Below are 14,320 nucleotides of genomic sequence, written 5' to 3'. Positions count from 1 at the left end.
GAGTCCTTTCATGAGTACATCTACGCTGTCCCGGCCCAGGCCGGAGAAACTGCGGACACCGGGAAGCCGCACCCGAAGCAACCTCAGCGGCTGGGGATTTGCCGCGCCATTCCTGGTGTTCTTCCTCGCTTTCCTCGTCTGGCCCATCCTCTACGGCTTTTACATGAGCCTCACGGGCAAGTCCCTGACAGGCGCCAACGACAACCTGATCGGGTTCGACAACTACGCCGAGGCCCTGGCCGACGCCGACATGTGGCATTCCCTCGGCAATACCCTCTACTTCACGGTCATCAGCACCGTTCCGCTGGTCCTGGTGGCACTGGTCATGGCTGCACTGCTCAACGTCGGGCTTCCGGCCCAGTGGCTATGGCGCCTCTCCTACTTTGCCCCGTACCTCCTGGCCTCCACAGTGGTGTCATTGTTCTTCACCTGGATGTACAACCCGCAACTCGGCCTGATTAACGAGTTCCTGACCGGGATCGGCCTCCCCAGGGTCGCCTGGCTGAATGATCCCAACGTGGCCATGTGGGCTATCGTCATCGCCACCCTCTGGTGGACCGTGGGGTTCAACTTCCTGCTCTACCTGGCCGCGATGCAGAACATCCCGGCCCAGCACTACGAAGCAGCATCGCTGGACGGCGCCGGAGCGTGGCGCCAGTTCTTCTCCATCACCTTGCCGCAGCTGACCCCCACCACCGTGATGATTGTGCTGCTCCAGATCCTTGCCTCGCTGAAGATCTTCGACCAGGTGTACCAAATGACGGCCGGAGGTCCGGCTGGTTCCACCCGTCCCGTGGTGCAGTACATCTTTGAAACCGGGTTCACCGGCTACCGGCTGGGCTACTCCGCAGCCATCTCCTACATCTTCTTCGGACTGATCGTGGTTGTTTCTGTCATGCAGTTCGTCATCACCCGCCGCAGGAGTGCATAACCATGGCAACCCCTACCCTCACCCGTCCCGCGCCCGGTACCACCACCGCCGGGAACCCCAAGATCCGCCAACCCCGCAAGAAGCCCGGCATTGGCAGGATCGCTGCCGTCATCGTCGCTGCCTTCATTGCCGTGCTGTGGCTGATCCCTTTCGCCTGGGCCACCGCCACCGCTTTCAAAACCGAGACGGATGCCGCGGCCCCGGACGTCACCTGGCTGCCGCCGTCGGGCTTCACTCCGGACGCCTTCGTCAAGGTGTTCCAGGACGGCAACATCCCACTGTGGACCTGGAACTCGCTGTACACCTCCGCGGCCATCACGGCCATCACCCTGGTGATCTCGGCGCTGGTGGCCTACGCACTCTCGAGGATCGACTTCAAGGGCAAGAAGGTGCTCATGACGGTGATCATCGCCTCCATCATCATCCCGCCCCCGGTGCTGATCATCCCGCTGTTCTACCAGATGCTGTCGTTGAACCTGATAGATACCTCGTGGGCGATCATCCTGCCGCAGGTCATCCACCCGGCCATGGTGTTCGTGCTCAAGAAGTTCTTCGACCAGATCCCGCGTGAACTCGAAGAAGCGGCCGTGATGGACGGCGCCAGCCGCCTCCGGATCTTTACCCAAATCATCCTGCCGCTGTCCCGGCCCATCCTGGCCGCCGTCGCGATCTTCGTTTTCATCGGTGCCTGGAACAACTTCCTGTGGCCGTTCATTGCCACCAACGACGGCAACCTCTTGACCCTTCCAGTGGGCCTTCAAACCATCAAGAGCGCCTACGGCATCCAGTACGCACAGAACATGGCGTCCGCCTTGCTTGCCGCGCTGCCACTGATCGTCGTCTTCCTGTTCTTCCAGCGCCAGATCATCAAGGGCGTCGCGACGACGGGACTCGCCGGTACGTAAACGGCGCCTTCCGCCGACCAACAGTTCCAGATCACACAAGTTTCAGAACACAACCAAGGAGATACATGTCCCGCGCACGCATCACCCTCGACCGCGACTTCACCATTGGCGAGGTACCCCGACGACTCTTCGGCTCCTTCGTGGAGCACATGGGCCGCTGTGTTTACACCGGCATCTACGAACCCGGGCACCCGGAGGCCGACGAGAACGGTTTCCGGCAGGACGTCATGAAGCTCGTGAAGGAACTCGGTGCCACCGTGATCCGGTACCCCGGCGGCAACTTCGTCTCCGGCTACAACTGGGAAGACGGGATTGGCCCCGTGGAAAACCGACCGCGCCGCTTGGATGGGGCCTGGCACACTGTGGAGACCAACGCCTTCGGCTTGCACGAATTTGTGGACTGGTCCAAGCAGGCCGGCACCGAAATCATGGAAGCCATCAACCTGGGCACCAGGGGAGTGGACGCGGCCCGCGAGATCGTGGAGTACGCCAACCACCCCGGCGGCACTTACCTGTCCGACCTCCGGGCAAAGAACGGGCATAAGGAACCGTTCGACATCAAGCTCTGGTGCCTCGGCAACGAGCTGGACGGGCCATGGCAGATCGGCCACAAGACCGCCGACGAGTATGGCCGGCTGGCACAGGAAGCCGCCAAAGCCATGCGCTTTGTGGACCCCTCCCTTGAGTTGGTGGCCTGCGGCAGTTCCAGCTCTTCGATGCCTACGTTCGGTGCGTGGGAGCACACCGTCCTCACCCACACCTACGACGAAGTGGATTACGTTTCCCTCCACGCCTACTACCAGGAGCACGAAGGCGACGTCGGCAGCTTCCTGGCGTCCGCCGTCGACACCGACTACTTCATCGAGTCAGTGGTCGCTACCGCCGACGCCGTCCGCGCCAAAGGCAAGCACAAGAAGCACATCAACCTCTCCTTCGACGAGTGGAACGTCTGGTACCAGCGTGGCCTGGACACCGAGGACCAGCCGCACAACGTGGCCAAGGCCGGTTGGCGTGAGCACCCCCGTGTGATCGAGGACAAGTACAACGTCACCGACGCCGTGGTGGTCGGGACGCTGCTCAACTCCCTGCTCCGCCACGGTGACCGCGTGAAGATCGCCAACCAGGCGCAGCTGGTCAACGTGATCGCGCCGATCCTCTCGGAAGAGAACGGACCGGCCTGGAAGCAGACCATCTTCCACCCGTTCGCACGGATGGCCGAGCTCGCCAAGGGGCAGATCCTGCGGCTGTCCGTGGACTCGGACAAGTACTCGAACAACCGTTTCGGGGACACCGACCTGGTGGATGTCAGCGCAACCTGGAACGAGGAAACGGGGCGCGTGGCACTGTTCTTCGCCAACCGCGGCCTGGAAGAAGCCGCCGACGTCGAAGTGGCTCTTCGCGGTTTCGACGCCCGCCAGGTGCTCCGCGCCGAGGTCCTGGAGATCCCGGAGGGTGGCGACCGCTTTACCATCAACAGCCAGGACCAGCCGGGCCGTGTCGGCCTGACGGCACTGGACGGCGTGAAGGCGACTGGGTCCGAACTGCGCCTGACGCTGCCCGCATTGTCCTGGGCCGTCGTCGAGCTCGATGTGGTGAAGGGCTAGGCGGTACGCGAAAGGCGGGCAGCCTTCCCGACCAGTTCAGGGAGGCTGCCCGCCTTTGGCGTGTTTACCGGCGGTCGGTGACGTACGACGGCGGCTGGCTGGCTAGACGGCGCAGCCGTCCGGGCCGCAGGTCTCGGCGTCGGAGGCACCCACCGGGATCAGGGGGTTGGCTTCCTGCCATGCCTGGTTCAAGGCTTCGCTGAAGAGGTCCGCAGGCTGGGCGCCCGAGATGCCGTACTTCCGGTCGATGACGAAGAACGGAACGCCGGTCACGCCGATGGCGCGGGCCTCGTTGATGTCCTGGTTTACCGCGTCCGTGTACTTATCGGAGGTGAAGAGTTCGGCAACTTCGTCGGCTGGAAGTTCAAGCGAAGCACCGAGCCCGGTCAGGTACTCCCGGTTGCCAATGTCCTTACCGTGTTCAAAGTGGTCGCTGAGCAGCTGCTCCTTGGCCGCGTCCTGGCGGCCGTGGCTGGCGGCCAGGTGGATGAGCCGGTGGGCCGTGAAACTGTTGGCCACCACCACTTTGTCGAAGTGATAGTCGAGGCCTTCGCCCTTGGCAGTGTCCGTGACGTGCGCGAACATCTGCTTGACCTGCTCCGGAGCCATGCCCTTGCGCTTGCTGAGGTAATCAAGTTCTGTGCCGTCGTAGTGCTCCGGGACAGAGGGGTCCAGCTGGTAGCTCTTCCACTCGACCTCTACCGAATCACGGTGCGGGAACTGCGCCAATGCGGTCTCAAAACGGCGCTTGCCGATGTAGCACCACGGACACGCGACGTCTGACCAGATCTCAATCTTCATGCTCTTGGCAACCCGCTGAACCGGCAGGACATTCCTGACCCGGCTGTTATTCTCCTCACCCATTGCCGTGCCACGGGAAGCCCAATACTCTTGAGAAGGGTTATGCAGACAGCCCTTGGACTGGGGGTTATGCGCGGAGGCCGCGGCATGCGCATCGGACTCATTGTTGGACCCTGGTTTACTGTGCCGCCGGAAAAATACGGTGGAACAGAGCGGGTAGTGGATGCTTTGGCCCGGGGGTTGGCCGATGCCGGACACGATGTCCTGCTGGCGACTGCCTCGGACAGCACGTGTCCGGTGCCACAGGTTCCTGGGTTCAGCCCCTCCGCCCCGGAGGAACTGGGTCTGACCTTCAGCGAGATGGGGCACGTCATCAAGGCCTATGCAGCAATGCGGGGCATGGACATCATCCACGACCACACCCTTGCTGGACCGCTCTACGCACATCGGCCACCGGGCGTACCTGTCGTTACCACCATTCACGGGCCCTTGTCGCCCTCCTACACGCCGCTTTACCGTGACATGGCGCAGGACACCGCCATCATCTCCATTTCCCACGACCAGTGCAGCCGTATTTCCGATCTCGAGATTTCCGCGGTCATCCATCACGGGATTGACCTGTCCGCAGTGAGCGCCGGCCCGGGAACCGGGGGATATGCGTGCTTTGTGGGGCGCATGTGCCCCGACAAAGGACTGCTGGAAGCAGTGGCCATCGCCCGGGAAGCATCGGTGCCCCTGCGGATCGCAGCAAAGATGCACGCCCAGGACGAGCAGGAGTACTTCCGTGAGGTGGTGGAGCCCATCCTCGGAACGAACGAGGAGTTCCTGGGCGAACTGTCCGACCCCGAAAAGTATGAACTGATGGGTGACGCGATGGCCCTGATCAATCCCATTCAGTGGCACGAGCCCTTTGGGCTGGTCATGATCGAGGCACTCGCCGCGGGAACGCCCGTGCTCGTGACCCCCATGGGGGCCGCTCCGGAAATCGTCCGGCACGGAATCACCGGTTTCGTAGGGTCCACGCGTGAGTTGGCCGGTTTCGTCGGCCGTGTACCGGAACTGAGCCGCGCGGCCTGCCGGCGCTCCGTGGAGGAATCCTTCAGCGCCCACAGAATGGCAGCGGACCACGTTGACCTCTACACCAGGGTCATCGAACAATTCGCGGTCAAACCTCTTCCCGGCCGGGGCTTGTTGCAAGAGAATCAGAGGCAGGCCCTCTAGGGCCGTCTACCCTCAAGGAAGCATCCCGAGGAGGCCTTCCGGCCATGACCGCTTGGAACGAAGACACCGAAGCCGGAGCATCGGAACTCGGTGCCGTGACCGTCGTCGAAGGTTCATCCTTCTGTATCTCCTCGCACTCGGGTGACATTCACGGAGGTGGTTCCCAGGGTGCGTACTACCAGGACACGCGGATTGTGTCGCGCTGGATCCTGAGGGTCAACGGGGCGCTGAGGGAACCGCTGGTGGCGCGGAATCCCACCGCTTTCCAGGCCGAATACGTGGGCCGGGCATGTTCTGCCGACGGCAGGTTCGACAGCCCTTTGGTGGTCCACCATCAACGGCACGTGGGTGCCGGTCTGCGGGACGACATCACCATCAGGAACTATTCGGGACAGGATGCCCCGTGCGGGATTGAACTGCTGATCGACGCCGACCTGGCGGACCTCTTCGATGTCAAGGGCGGACGGGCCAACAAGGTCGGCACCCCCACCAGGAAGGCGCATAAGAAGGAACTGCACATCGAGTCCCTCCACTCCAGCGGCCAGCGGCGGGGCGTGGCCTTCCGTGCCTCCGGCGCCAAGGTCTCCGATGAAGGATTGACGTTCCAGATCACCATCCCGGCCCGGAGCCAATGGAGCACCAGTATCATCGCCATCCCGTTGACCAACGGTCAAGGACCGCAGGAACCCTTCACGGAGACCACGCCGCTGCATCACACCCCGGGCGTCCGCCGCCATGCCGCGTGGGAAGAACACGTACCACGGATCGCCGTGACGGACAGCAACGTGGAGGACGTCCTGGAGAAGAGTCAACGCGATCTCGGTTCCCTACGGATCTTCGACCCCGCCCACCCGGGACGCGCGGCTGTGGCTGCCGGTGCGCCCTGGTTCATGGCTTTGTTCGGCCGCGACTCGCTGCTGGCCTCCTACATGTCGCTCATGGTCGATCCCAACTTGGCAGCCGGCACCCTGCAAACCCTGGCAACATTGCAGGGCACCAAGGTAGATGCCGACTCCGAGGAAGAGCCTGGACGCATGCCCCACGAAGTGCGGCTCGGGGTCACGGCTGGACTCGCCCTCGGCGGAACCGCCTATTACGGAACGGCAGACGCAACACCTCTGTTCGTCTCCACTCTCGGCGAGCTCAGCAGGTGGGGACTCGGCACGGACATCATCGATTCCCTGCTCCCGCACGCCGACCGCGCCATTGAATGGATGGAGCAATACGGGGACCGGGACGGGGACGGCTTCATCGAATATCAGCGGCCCAACGAGCACGGGTTGGTGAACCAGGGCTGGAAGGACTCCTGGGACGGCATCAACTTTGCGGACGGCCGCATGGCGGAGACACCCATCGCGCTCTGCGAAGTGCAGGCCTACGCCTACGCGGCCTATGTGGGGCGGTCGCTGTTGGCTCGGGCGGCGGGCGATACCGCCGTCGAACGTCGGTGCGCGGACCGCGCCGAAGCGCTCAAGGTCGCCTTCAACGAAGCCTTCTGGCTGCCTGATCAGGGCTATTTCGCGCTGGCGCTGGACAAGGACAAGAAACCGGTCGATTCCTGCACGTCCAACATGGGCCACTGCCTGTGGGTGGGCATCGTGGACGAAGACAAGGCGCCGCTGGTCGCCGAACGGCTGATGTCGCCGGAGATGTTCACGGGGTGGGGCATCCGCACCCTGGGTTCAGACATGGGCGCCTACAACCCCGTCAGCTATCACAACGGCTCAGTGTGGCCCCACGACACCGCGCTCGTCGCCACCGGACTCATGCGGTATGGCTTCGTCAAGGAAGCCAGCCGGATTGCGAGCGGACTGTTCGACGCCGCCGAACACTTTGGGGGACAGCTCCCGGAGCTGTTCTGCGGCTTTGACCGGTCGGACTTCCCGGAGCCGGTTCCGTACCCGACGGCGTGTTCCCCCCAAGCGTGGGCGGCAGCGGCTCCCGTACAACTCGCCAGGATCCTGTTGCGGTTCGACCCGGACTTCACACGGAACGTGCTCCATCTGGCGCCGATCCTGCCTGACTCTTTTGGCGTGTTCAAGGCGGACAACGTGCTGTTGGGGCGCTCGCGGATCACGGTGGAGGCCTCGGGCTCTACAGGCAGCGTCACGGGACTGCCGGCAGGGCTTGAGCTGAGGTCCGACCCCCGGCCGCCGCTCACGGGCGAAATGTTCGGCTGATGTCCTAGAGTTCGTTCTCCATGACGAAGTCGTGCTCCACGGTGTTGCCCAGTTTGAAGGACTTGGTGCCCACCTTCTGGAAGCCGCTCTTCTCATAGAAGCGGATGGCCTTGGCGTTCTCACTGTTTACGCCAAGCCAGACGCCTGCCGCACCCTTGTCCGCGGCGTTGGCCAGGGACGCCTTGATGAGCTGTGTCGCCGCACCCTTGCCGTGGTGGTCCGGGTGGACGTAGCACTTGCTCAGTTCCGTGGACGGAAGGGCCGTCAACACCGAGGCCACATCCGGATCACTGGATGGCTTGGCAATCAGCATGGTGTATCCGAGGAGCTGCCCGTCGTCGTCGAGCACCAAAATGGTGATGTTCGCGTCGGCGAGGTAGTCCTGAAAGTTGGACTCGCTCAGCGTCTTCTCAAGGTGGGCTTGGATGTCAGCCGGGGACGAGCCAGGCGGGCACGCCAGCGGGAAGGTGACGGCGGCAAGCTCAGCCAGCTTCCCGGCGTCGTGGAGTGTTGCGGTGCGGATGGTTTCAGTCACGTGGTCCCCTCAGGAGTTTTTGGACAGCTAATGCCCCTAAGAACGAATCTTAGGGGCATTAGCTGGACGAAATCCCGGGTCACCTCTGACGTTAGTCCGCTTTCACCGCCAGCACCGGGCAGTCCGCCTCGAGCAGGATCCGCTGGGAGACGCTGCCCATGATGAGCTTCCCTACGGGGCTGCGGCGGCGAAGGCCGATGACAATCAGGTCGGCATCGTTCTCGTCCGCGGCGTCCAGGACTTCGGCGGCCGCATCATGGCCCCGGACGGGTTGCTTGATGATGTGCTGGATGCCTTGATCCGCGAGCCGTTCCTCGATGCTTTGGATGTCCGGTCCTTGGGCGTACCGGTTGTCCACCAGGGCGTCGCCCTTGGAGGAGTTGATGACCAACAGGGTGTCGTTGCTCTTCTTCGCCTCGGCGATGGCTTGTGTCAGGGCCGCTTCGCCTTCCGGTGTGGGGACGTATCCCACCACGATGGTCATGGTTTCTCCTTGTATCTGTTGAAATGCCTAGGGGATTCTTCAGTCGCTGTAGTCTGCGGCACCCGAATTGGCGGGCAGCAGGGGCCGTTTCGCAGGACGGTTGCGTCGGATGAACTTGAAGACGAAGGGCCACACCAGGATGATCGCCACGATGATGTAGACCACGATTGCGATGGGTTCGCTGAAGAGTCCGGCAGGATCACCGGCGCTCAGCTGCAGCGTCTTACGGAGCTGCCCTTCGATGCGCGGCCCGAGGATGACGCCCAGGATCAGCGGCAGGACCGGAAGTCCGAAGCGCCGCATCATGAAGCCGAGGGCGCCCAGGACCAGCAGGATCACCAGGTCGAAGGCCTGCAGGTTGACCGAGTAGGCGCCCAAGGTGGCGAAGAACAGGATGCCCGCGTAGAGGTACGGGCGGGGGAGTTGCAGCAGTTTGGCCCAGACGGGTGCAAGGGGCAGGTTGATGAGCAGGAGCAGGAAGTTGCCGATGAAGAGGCTCGCGATCAGCGCCCAGACCAGGGGTCCTTGGCTGGAGAACAACTGCGGTCCCGGCTGGATGCCGTAGGAGGTGAAGGCTGCGAGCATGACGGCGGCTGTTGCGTTGGTGGGCAGGCCGAGGGCGAGCATCGGAGTCAGGGTTCCGGCGGCTGCCGCGTTGTTGGCTGCTTCCGGCCCGGCCACGCCCTCGATGGCGCCCTTGCCGAACTCCTCCGGGTGCTTGGTCAGGCGCTTCTCTGTGACATAGGAAAGGAACGTGGGGATTTCCGCACCACCCGCAGGAAGCGCGCCGAACGGGAACCCGAAGGCTGTACCGCGCAACCAGGGCTTCCAGGATCGGGCCCAGTCCTTCTTGCCCATCCATGGACGGCCAACGGGAATGACGTGGAGCGGTGTGCGGCGCAGGTGTGCGGCGACCCACAGGGCTTCACCCACGGCGAAGATCGCGACGGCCACCACCACGATGTCCAGGCCGTCCACCAACAGTGGCTGCCCGAAGGTCAGGCGGCGCTGGCCTGTCACCGAATCGATGCCCACCAGTCCGATGGCCAGCCCCAGAGCCAGCGAGGCGAAGCCACGGAGCCTGGACGAGCCAAGGACGGCTGTGACTGCAAGGAGGGCGAGGATCATGATCGCGAAGTAGCTTGGGGCGCCGAGGCTGACAGCGAACTGCACCACGATGGGTGCGCAGACAGCCAGCAGTGCAGTGCCGATGGTGCCGGCAATGAAGGAACCGATGGCGGCAGTGGCAAGCGCCTGGGCGGCCCTGCCGGCCTTGGCCATCTTGTTGCCTTCGATGGCCGTGACCACCGAGGACGACTCTCCGGGTGTGTTCAACAGGATGGACGTGGTGGAACCGCCGAACATGCCGCCGTAGTAGATGCCGGCGAACATGATGAAGGCGCTGGTGGGTTCCAACGCGGCAGTGACCGGAAGGAGCAGCGCCACGGTCATGGCCGGGCCAAGGCCCGGAAGGACGCCGACGGCGGTACCCAGGAGGACACCGATCACGGCGAACAAGAGGTTCATGGGGGTCAGGGCGGTCGCGAAACCGTCCATCAGGGAGGACCAGACGTCCATTAGAGGATTCCTTCCAGGAGCCCGGCCGGCAGTGCGATGCCCAGTCCGAGGTAGAAGCCGTAGAAGGTCAGCAAGGACAGGGCGACGGAGATGAGGCCGTCACGGATGTAGCGGCGGCTGCCCAGAGCCAGGACGCTGCCCCAAAAGAGGACAGTTCCGGAGATGACCCAGCCTGCCCAGTCGATGAGGAGGATGTTGAGGATGAAGGCTCCGGCCAAGGGGAGGACGGTCTTCCAGTCCGCCGCATGTGCCAGGTCGATGTCCTCGCCACCTTCCACTTCACCTTTGCCGCCCCGAAGGACGTTGATGGCAAGGAGGATGGCGCAGACGATCAGCAAGCCCGAAACAATGAACGGGACAGTCTTCGGACCCACGGGGTCCGACTGTGAGTACGGGGTGACCAGGCCGTTCGCGTCCAGGAAGACAAGGACACCGACCGCGCCGAGCAGGAGGGCTACCCCCAGCTCAGCGCGGCCTTTGAGGCCTGTGGCTAAGGAGCTCACGCCAACCCGAGCTTGGTCAGGACATCCGCCACCCGCTTGTCCTGGTCTGTCAGGAACTTCTGGAACTCGTCACCGGTAACGAAGGCATCGGACCAGCTGTGGGTCTTGAGTGCTTCTTTCCAGCCTGCGGAAGCGTGCATCTTCTCGAGGGCTGAGATCAGGGATTTCTTATCGTCCTCGCTGATGCCCGGAGGTGCCACGATGCCACGCCAGTTGGTGAAGACGAGGTCGATGTTGGATTCCTTCAGAGTGGGTGCGTCAACGCCTTCCAATCGGTTCTCGCCACTGGTGGCCAGGACGCGGATCTCGCCCGACTTGATCTGCTGCAGGTATTCGCCGGCACCGGAAGCGGCGAAGCCAAGCTTGTTGCCCAGGATGGCGGGAAGAAGGTCGCCACCGCCGTCGTAAGAGACGAAGTTGACCTTGGTGGCGTCGATGCCAACAGCGCCGGCCAACTGCATGGGCAGGAGGTGGTCGGGGCCGCCGGGGGAGGAGCCGCCGCCAACTGCGATGGAACCGGGGTTGGCCTTCCAGGCTTTCACCAGATCATCGATGGTCTTGTACGGGGAGTCCTTGCTGACCATGATGGCGCCGGGTTCCTCAATGAGCTTTGCCAGCGGGGTGGTCTCGGTCAGTTTCGACTCGGACTTGTTGGTGTAGCTCGCCCCGACAACACCCAGTCCCATGAGCATGGTGAGGTCGCCGTTGCCCTTTTCATTGACGATGCGGGCCAGGCCCACGGTGCCGCCGGCACCGGCAAGGTTGAAGACTTCGGTGTTGGTGGAGATCTTTTCGTCGTCCAGGACCTTGGCAGCTGCCCGGGCGGTGGTGTCGTAACCGCCGCCGGGAGTGTTCGGAACCATGATCTGGAGTCCGGTGATGGGCCCTGCGGCTGCACCGGAGCTTGCAGAACCGGTGGAATTCTTTCCCGTGGCGCCGCAGCCGGTGGCCATCAGGGCGATGCCGGCAGCGACGGCGGCGACTCGCAATGCGCGGATCTGGCGCATGGTGTTCCTCTTCTCATCATCGAAAATTCGGTGCAGGGCGATCAGCGTTGTGCCCCGTTGATCTGATGCTAGGCGCGTACGTGACGGCGATCACTCTTGTGTTCGCAGTGATCTTTAAGTTCATTGCGTTCACGGGTTCCGGCCCGCTTTCGGGTTCGCATCAGCGGTCTGAGCTGGTCTTCTGTGCCCCTGGGGTATAGTTCCGGTACGCCACGGGGGAAGCTGTTGTCCGCCCCTCCGCTCACTTGGCACCACCAAAGGAACCAACGCAGTGACCCGACTGTCTCGAAGAAGAGGAATGTCCCTGGCGGGGCAATACCTTGTGCTGCAGTTGCTCATTGTCCTGGCCGTCCTTGTGGCTGTAGTGGCCATCTCACTCGCGCAATCGGCAGCCGCTTTCGAGAGGACTGAAGGACGCCGGGCGTTATCCGCGGCTGAGGCGCTGGGCAACAACCCCACCGTCCGCGCGTTGCTTCCGACTGCGGAACCCCGGGCAGGTTCGGCACTTCCCGCCGTGGCGGAATCGGTCCGCACAGTGTCCGGCTCATCCCACGTGGCGCTGGCCAAACTGGATGGCACGGTGGTGGCCTCTTCCGATCCCAGCCTGGTGGGTCGGCCGCTGCCGCTCGGTGACAGCAGGGTCATGGAAGGCCGGGCGTGGACCGGCGTTTTGCCGGGCAGCGGCGGCGCAGTGCTTTCAGCCCACGTTCCTGTGATTGACGACTCCGGAAAAATGATCGGGGTAGCCTCCATCAGCAGGAACTACCCGTCCACCATCGAGCGGCTGGGCGACGCCGTTCCCAACCTGCTCACCTATCTGGGGGTGGCCAGCGTACTGGGTGTTGCAGGTTCATTCCTGCTGTCCCGACGCGTCAAACGGCAGACCCTGGGCATGGAACCCCGGGAGATCACGGGGCTCGTGGAAAATCGGGAAGCGATGCTGCAGGGCCTGAAGGAAGGCGTGGTTGCGCTGGATCCCCATGAGCGCATCACGGTGGCCAACCAGAGCGCCCGGGAACTCCTTGGACTGCCCCCGGATTGCGTGGGCAAGAAACTGCGATCACTCCACGTGGACCCCGCGCTGAAGATCGTCCTCACCCGCGACCAGTCAGATCCGGACCAACTGGTCCTCGTCGGGGAAAGACTGGTGGTCATGAACCGCGTAGCCCTTCGCTCCCACGGACGCGACATCGGTTCAGTGACGACGCTGAGGGACCGGACCGAATTGTCATCCCTGGAGAGTGAACTGGGCGCCACCCGCACCGTCACGGACACGTTGAGGGCACAAGCGCACGAGTTCGCGAACCAACTCCACGTCATCTCCGGGCTCATCCAGATCGGTGAATACGACTCCGTCGTGCAGTTCGTCAACGGTGCCACGGTGGACCGCACCCGGCTCAACGACGACGTCACCAGCCGCATCGAGGACCCTGCGCTCGCCGCCCTGCTCATCGCCAAAGCCAGCCTGGCCACCGAACGCGGTGTGGAGTTGCAGTTGGATCCGCAGTCCGCACTGCCGCGGGTTGCAGAGGAACTGTCGCGGGACCTCACCACTGTGGTGGGCAACTTAGTGGACAACGCGTTCGACGCCGTGACCGGACTTCCCGGGGCGTCGGTCCGAGTGTTGGTGGTCGACGCGCACGACGGCGTCACGGTCACCGTGCGGGACAACGGGCCAGGCGTTCCCACCGGCTCGGCGGAAGACATTTTCCGACAGGGCTTCTCGACCAAGGACCCCGGGCCGGGCGATGCGAGGGGCTTTGGTTTGGCGTTGTCGAGGGTGATCTGCCGCCGCTCGGGAGGCGACCTGGTGGTGTCCAATGATCGCGGGGCCGTCTTCACTGCGCGGTTCAGCAAGCACGATACAGATTCAAAAAAAGGGGCAAAGCAGCCGTGATCAAAGTGCTCATTGTGGACGACGACTTCATGGTGGCCAAGGTCCATGCGGGGTTTATCCAGCGGACCGCGGGTTTTGACGTGGTGGGTGTAGCCCACACCGGGGCGCAAGCCCTGACGGAAACCCAGCGGCTGCATCCGGACCTGGTGTTGCTGGATATCCACCTCCCTGACATCAACGGGCTGGACCTTATGCATCAGTTGCGGGATGTTGCCCCGGACCTCGATGTGCTGGTGATCAGCGCTGCCCGCGAAGTGGAAACGGTCCGGAAGGCTTTGCGCGGGGGAATCGTCCATTACCTGATCAAGCCGTTCTCGCAGTCGGACCTTCAGGAGCGGTTGGAGCACTACCTCAGTGCGTACCAGGGCTTGGACGCGTCCAAGGTCGAGGCTGAACAGTCCGACGTGAACCGCGTTTTCGGCCTCAGCGTGTCCGAGCGGACCCTGCCTAAAGGCTGCAGTGTGGAGACACTGGAACTGGTGGAAGCCGCGCTCAAGTCCGCTTCCGGGGACGTCTCCGCTGCGGAGGTCGCCGAACAACTCGGGACGTCACGCGTCAGTGCCCGCCGTTACCTTGAGTACCTCCACGACGAGGGCGCGCTGGACGTCAGACTCAAGTACGGCGTCGGACGTCCTGAAAGGCGTTATGTGCTGAAGGGGCGGTAAAAGGAAGCG

The 14,320-nt window shown here is 63.4% G+C and carries 13 protein-coding genes; 7 read left to right on the top strand and 6 right to left on the bottom strand.

The features are described from left to right. The first annotated feature begins 10 nt into the window (after positions 1 to 10). The 3 genes from QF015_RS14130 to QF015_RS14120 all read left to right on the top strand — a co-directional run bounded on the left by QF015_RS14130 (position 11) and on the right by QF015_RS14120 (position 3,440). The gene (locus tag QF015_RS14130) at positions 11 to 931 is read left to right on the top strand and encodes a carbohydrate ABC transporter permease (protein WP_310202851.1); all 921 of its coding nucleotides are present in this window, start codon (positions 11 to 13) and stop codon (positions 929 to 931) included. A gap of 2 nt (positions 932 to 933) precedes the next feature. Next, positions 934 to 1,836 carry a carbohydrate ABC transporter permease gene (locus QF015_RS14125; RefSeq protein ID WP_429389744.1) on the top strand — a complete coding sequence of 301 codons (903 nt, stop codon included), beginning with the start codon at positions 934 to 936 and terminating at the stop codon, positions 1,834 to 1,836. A gap of 65 nt (positions 1,837 to 1,901) precedes the next feature. Next, positions 1,902 to 3,440, top strand: coding sequence for an alpha-N-arabinofuranosidase (locus tag QF015_RS14120; RefSeq protein ID WP_429389742.1), 1,539 nt, complete (start codon positions 1,902 to 1,904; stop codon positions 3,438 to 3,440). Between the two features lie 102 nt (positions 3,441 to 3,542). Here QF015_RS14120 and QF015_RS14115 read toward each other — a convergent pair whose 3' ends face one another. Next, positions 3,543 to 4,241, bottom strand: a complete 699-nt coding sequence (locus tag QF015_RS14115) for a DsbA family oxidoreductase (RefSeq protein ID WP_429389852.1) — start codon at positions 4,239 to 4,241, stop codon at positions 3,543 to 3,545. A gap of 147 nt (positions 4,242 to 4,388) precedes the next feature. Between QF015_RS14115 and QF015_RS14110 the strand changes: the two genes are divergently transcribed. Together QF015_RS14110 and QF015_RS14105 are read left to right on the top strand one after the other, a co-directional pair. Then, positions 4,389 to 5,462, top strand: coding sequence for a glycosyltransferase family 4 protein (locus QF015_RS14110; RefSeq protein WP_429389849.1), 1,074 nt, complete (start codon positions 4,389 to 4,391; stop codon positions 5,460 to 5,462). A gap of 44 nt (positions 5,463 to 5,506) precedes the next feature. Next, on the top strand, positions 5,507 to 7,642 hold the full coding sequence (locus QF015_RS14105; protein WP_310202845.1) for an amylo-alpha-1,6-glucosidase: 2,136 nt from the start codon (positions 5,507 to 5,509) through the stop codon (positions 7,640 to 7,642). Positions 7,643 to 7,646: 4 nt separating this feature from the next. Here QF015_RS14105 and QF015_RS14100 read toward each other — a convergent pair whose 3' ends face one another. The 5 genes from QF015_RS14100 to QF015_RS14080 form a co-directional block, all read right to left on the bottom strand. Beyond that, positions 7,647 to 8,177 carry a GNAT family N-acetyltransferase gene (locus QF015_RS14100; RefSeq protein ID WP_310202844.1) on the bottom strand — a complete coding sequence of 177 codons (531 nt, stop codon included), beginning with the start codon at positions 8,175 to 8,177 and terminating at the stop codon, positions 7,647 to 7,649. 91 nt (positions 8,178 to 8,268) lie between these two features. Continuing rightward, positions 8,269 to 8,661 carry a universal stress protein gene (locus tag QF015_RS14095; protein ID WP_310202842.1) on the bottom strand — a complete coding sequence of 131 codons (393 nt, stop codon included), beginning with the start codon at positions 8,659 to 8,661 and terminating at the stop codon, positions 8,269 to 8,271. A 39-nt stretch (positions 8,662 to 8,700) separates the two neighbouring features. Then, positions 8,701 to 10,239, bottom strand: a complete 1,539-nt coding sequence (locus tag QF015_RS14090) for a tripartite tricarboxylate transporter permease (RefSeq protein ID WP_310202840.1) — start codon at positions 10,237 to 10,239, stop codon at positions 8,701 to 8,703. Beyond that, positions 10,239 to 10,742, bottom strand: a complete 504-nt coding sequence (locus tag QF015_RS14085) for a tripartite tricarboxylate transporter TctB family protein (RefSeq protein ID WP_310202838.1) — start codon at positions 10,740 to 10,742, stop codon at positions 10,239 to 10,241. Before QF015_RS14085 ends, QF015_RS14090 begins: the two co-directional genes overlap by 1 nt. Further along, positions 10,739 to 11,749 carry a Bug family tripartite tricarboxylate transporter substrate binding protein gene (locus QF015_RS14080; RefSeq protein ID WP_429389738.1) on the bottom strand — a complete coding sequence of 337 codons (1,011 nt, stop codon included), beginning with the start codon at positions 11,747 to 11,749 and terminating at the stop codon, positions 10,739 to 10,741. The genes QF015_RS14085 and QF015_RS14080 overlap by 4 nt, the downstream gene beginning before the upstream one ends. A 298-nt stretch (positions 11,750 to 12,047) precedes the next feature. Between QF015_RS14080 and QF015_RS14075 the strand changes: the two genes are divergently transcribed. Continuing rightward, entirely contained in the window at positions 12,048 to 13,646 is a 1,599-nt protein-coding gene (locus tag QF015_RS14075; protein WP_429389847.1) for a sensor histidine kinase, read from the top strand. Next, positions 13,643 to 14,311, top strand: a complete 669-nt coding sequence (locus tag QF015_RS14070) for a response regulator (protein WP_310202834.1) — start codon at positions 13,643 to 13,645, stop codon at positions 14,309 to 14,311. Before QF015_RS14075 ends, QF015_RS14070 begins: the two co-directional genes overlap by 4 nt. Positions 14,312 to 14,320: the final 9 nt, after the last annotated feature.

Source organism: Paenarthrobacter sp. TE4293 (assembly GCF_050435325.1).
In the GTDB taxonomy this organism is placed as follows: domain Bacteria; phylum Actinomycetota; class Actinomycetes; order Actinomycetales; family Micrococcaceae; genus Arthrobacter; species Arthrobacter nitroguajacolicus_C.
Note: the sequence above shows the minus strand (reverse complement) of the source record. Positions and strands in the feature narration are given on the sequence as shown.

Excerpts from the sequence above, each read along its gene's own strand:
- QF015_RS14130 (WP_310202851.1), top strand. The coding sequence starts at position 11 with ATGAGTACATCTACGCTGTCCCGGCCCAGGCCGGAGAAACTGCGGACA.
- QF015_RS14125 (WP_429389744.1), top strand. The coding sequence starts at position 934 with ATGGCAACCCCTACCCTCACCCGTCCCGCGCCCGGTACCACCACCGCC.
- QF015_RS14120 (WP_429389742.1), top strand. The coding sequence starts at position 1,902 with ATGTCCCGCGCACGCATCACCCTCGACCGCGACTTCACCATTGGCGAG.
- QF015_RS14115 (WP_429389852.1), bottom strand. The coding sequence starts at position 4,241 with ATGAAGATTGAGATCTGGTCAGACGTCGCGTGTCCGTGGTGCTACATC.
- QF015_RS14110 (WP_429389849.1), top strand. The coding sequence starts at position 4,389 with ATGCGCATCGGACTCATTGTTGGACCCTGGTTTACTGTGCCGCCGGAA.
- QF015_RS14105 (WP_310202845.1), top strand. The coding sequence starts at position 5,507 with ATGACCGCTTGGAACGAAGACACCGAAGCCGGAGCATCGGAACTCGGT.
- QF015_RS14095 (WP_310202842.1), bottom strand. The coding sequence starts at position 8,661 with ATGACCATCGTGGTGGGATACGTCCCCACACCGGAAGGCGAAGCGGCC.
- QF015_RS14090 (WP_310202840.1), bottom strand. The coding sequence starts at position 10,239 with ATGGACGTCTGGTCCTCCCTGATGGACGGTTTCGCGACCGCCCTGACC.
- QF015_RS14080 (WP_429389738.1), bottom strand. The coding sequence starts at position 11,749 with ATGCGCCAGATCCGCGCATTGCGAGTCGCCGCCGTCGCTGCCGGCATC.
- QF015_RS14075 (WP_429389847.1), top strand. The coding sequence starts at position 12,048 with ATGTCCCTGGCGGGGCAATACCTTGTGCTGCAGTTGCTCATTGTCCTG.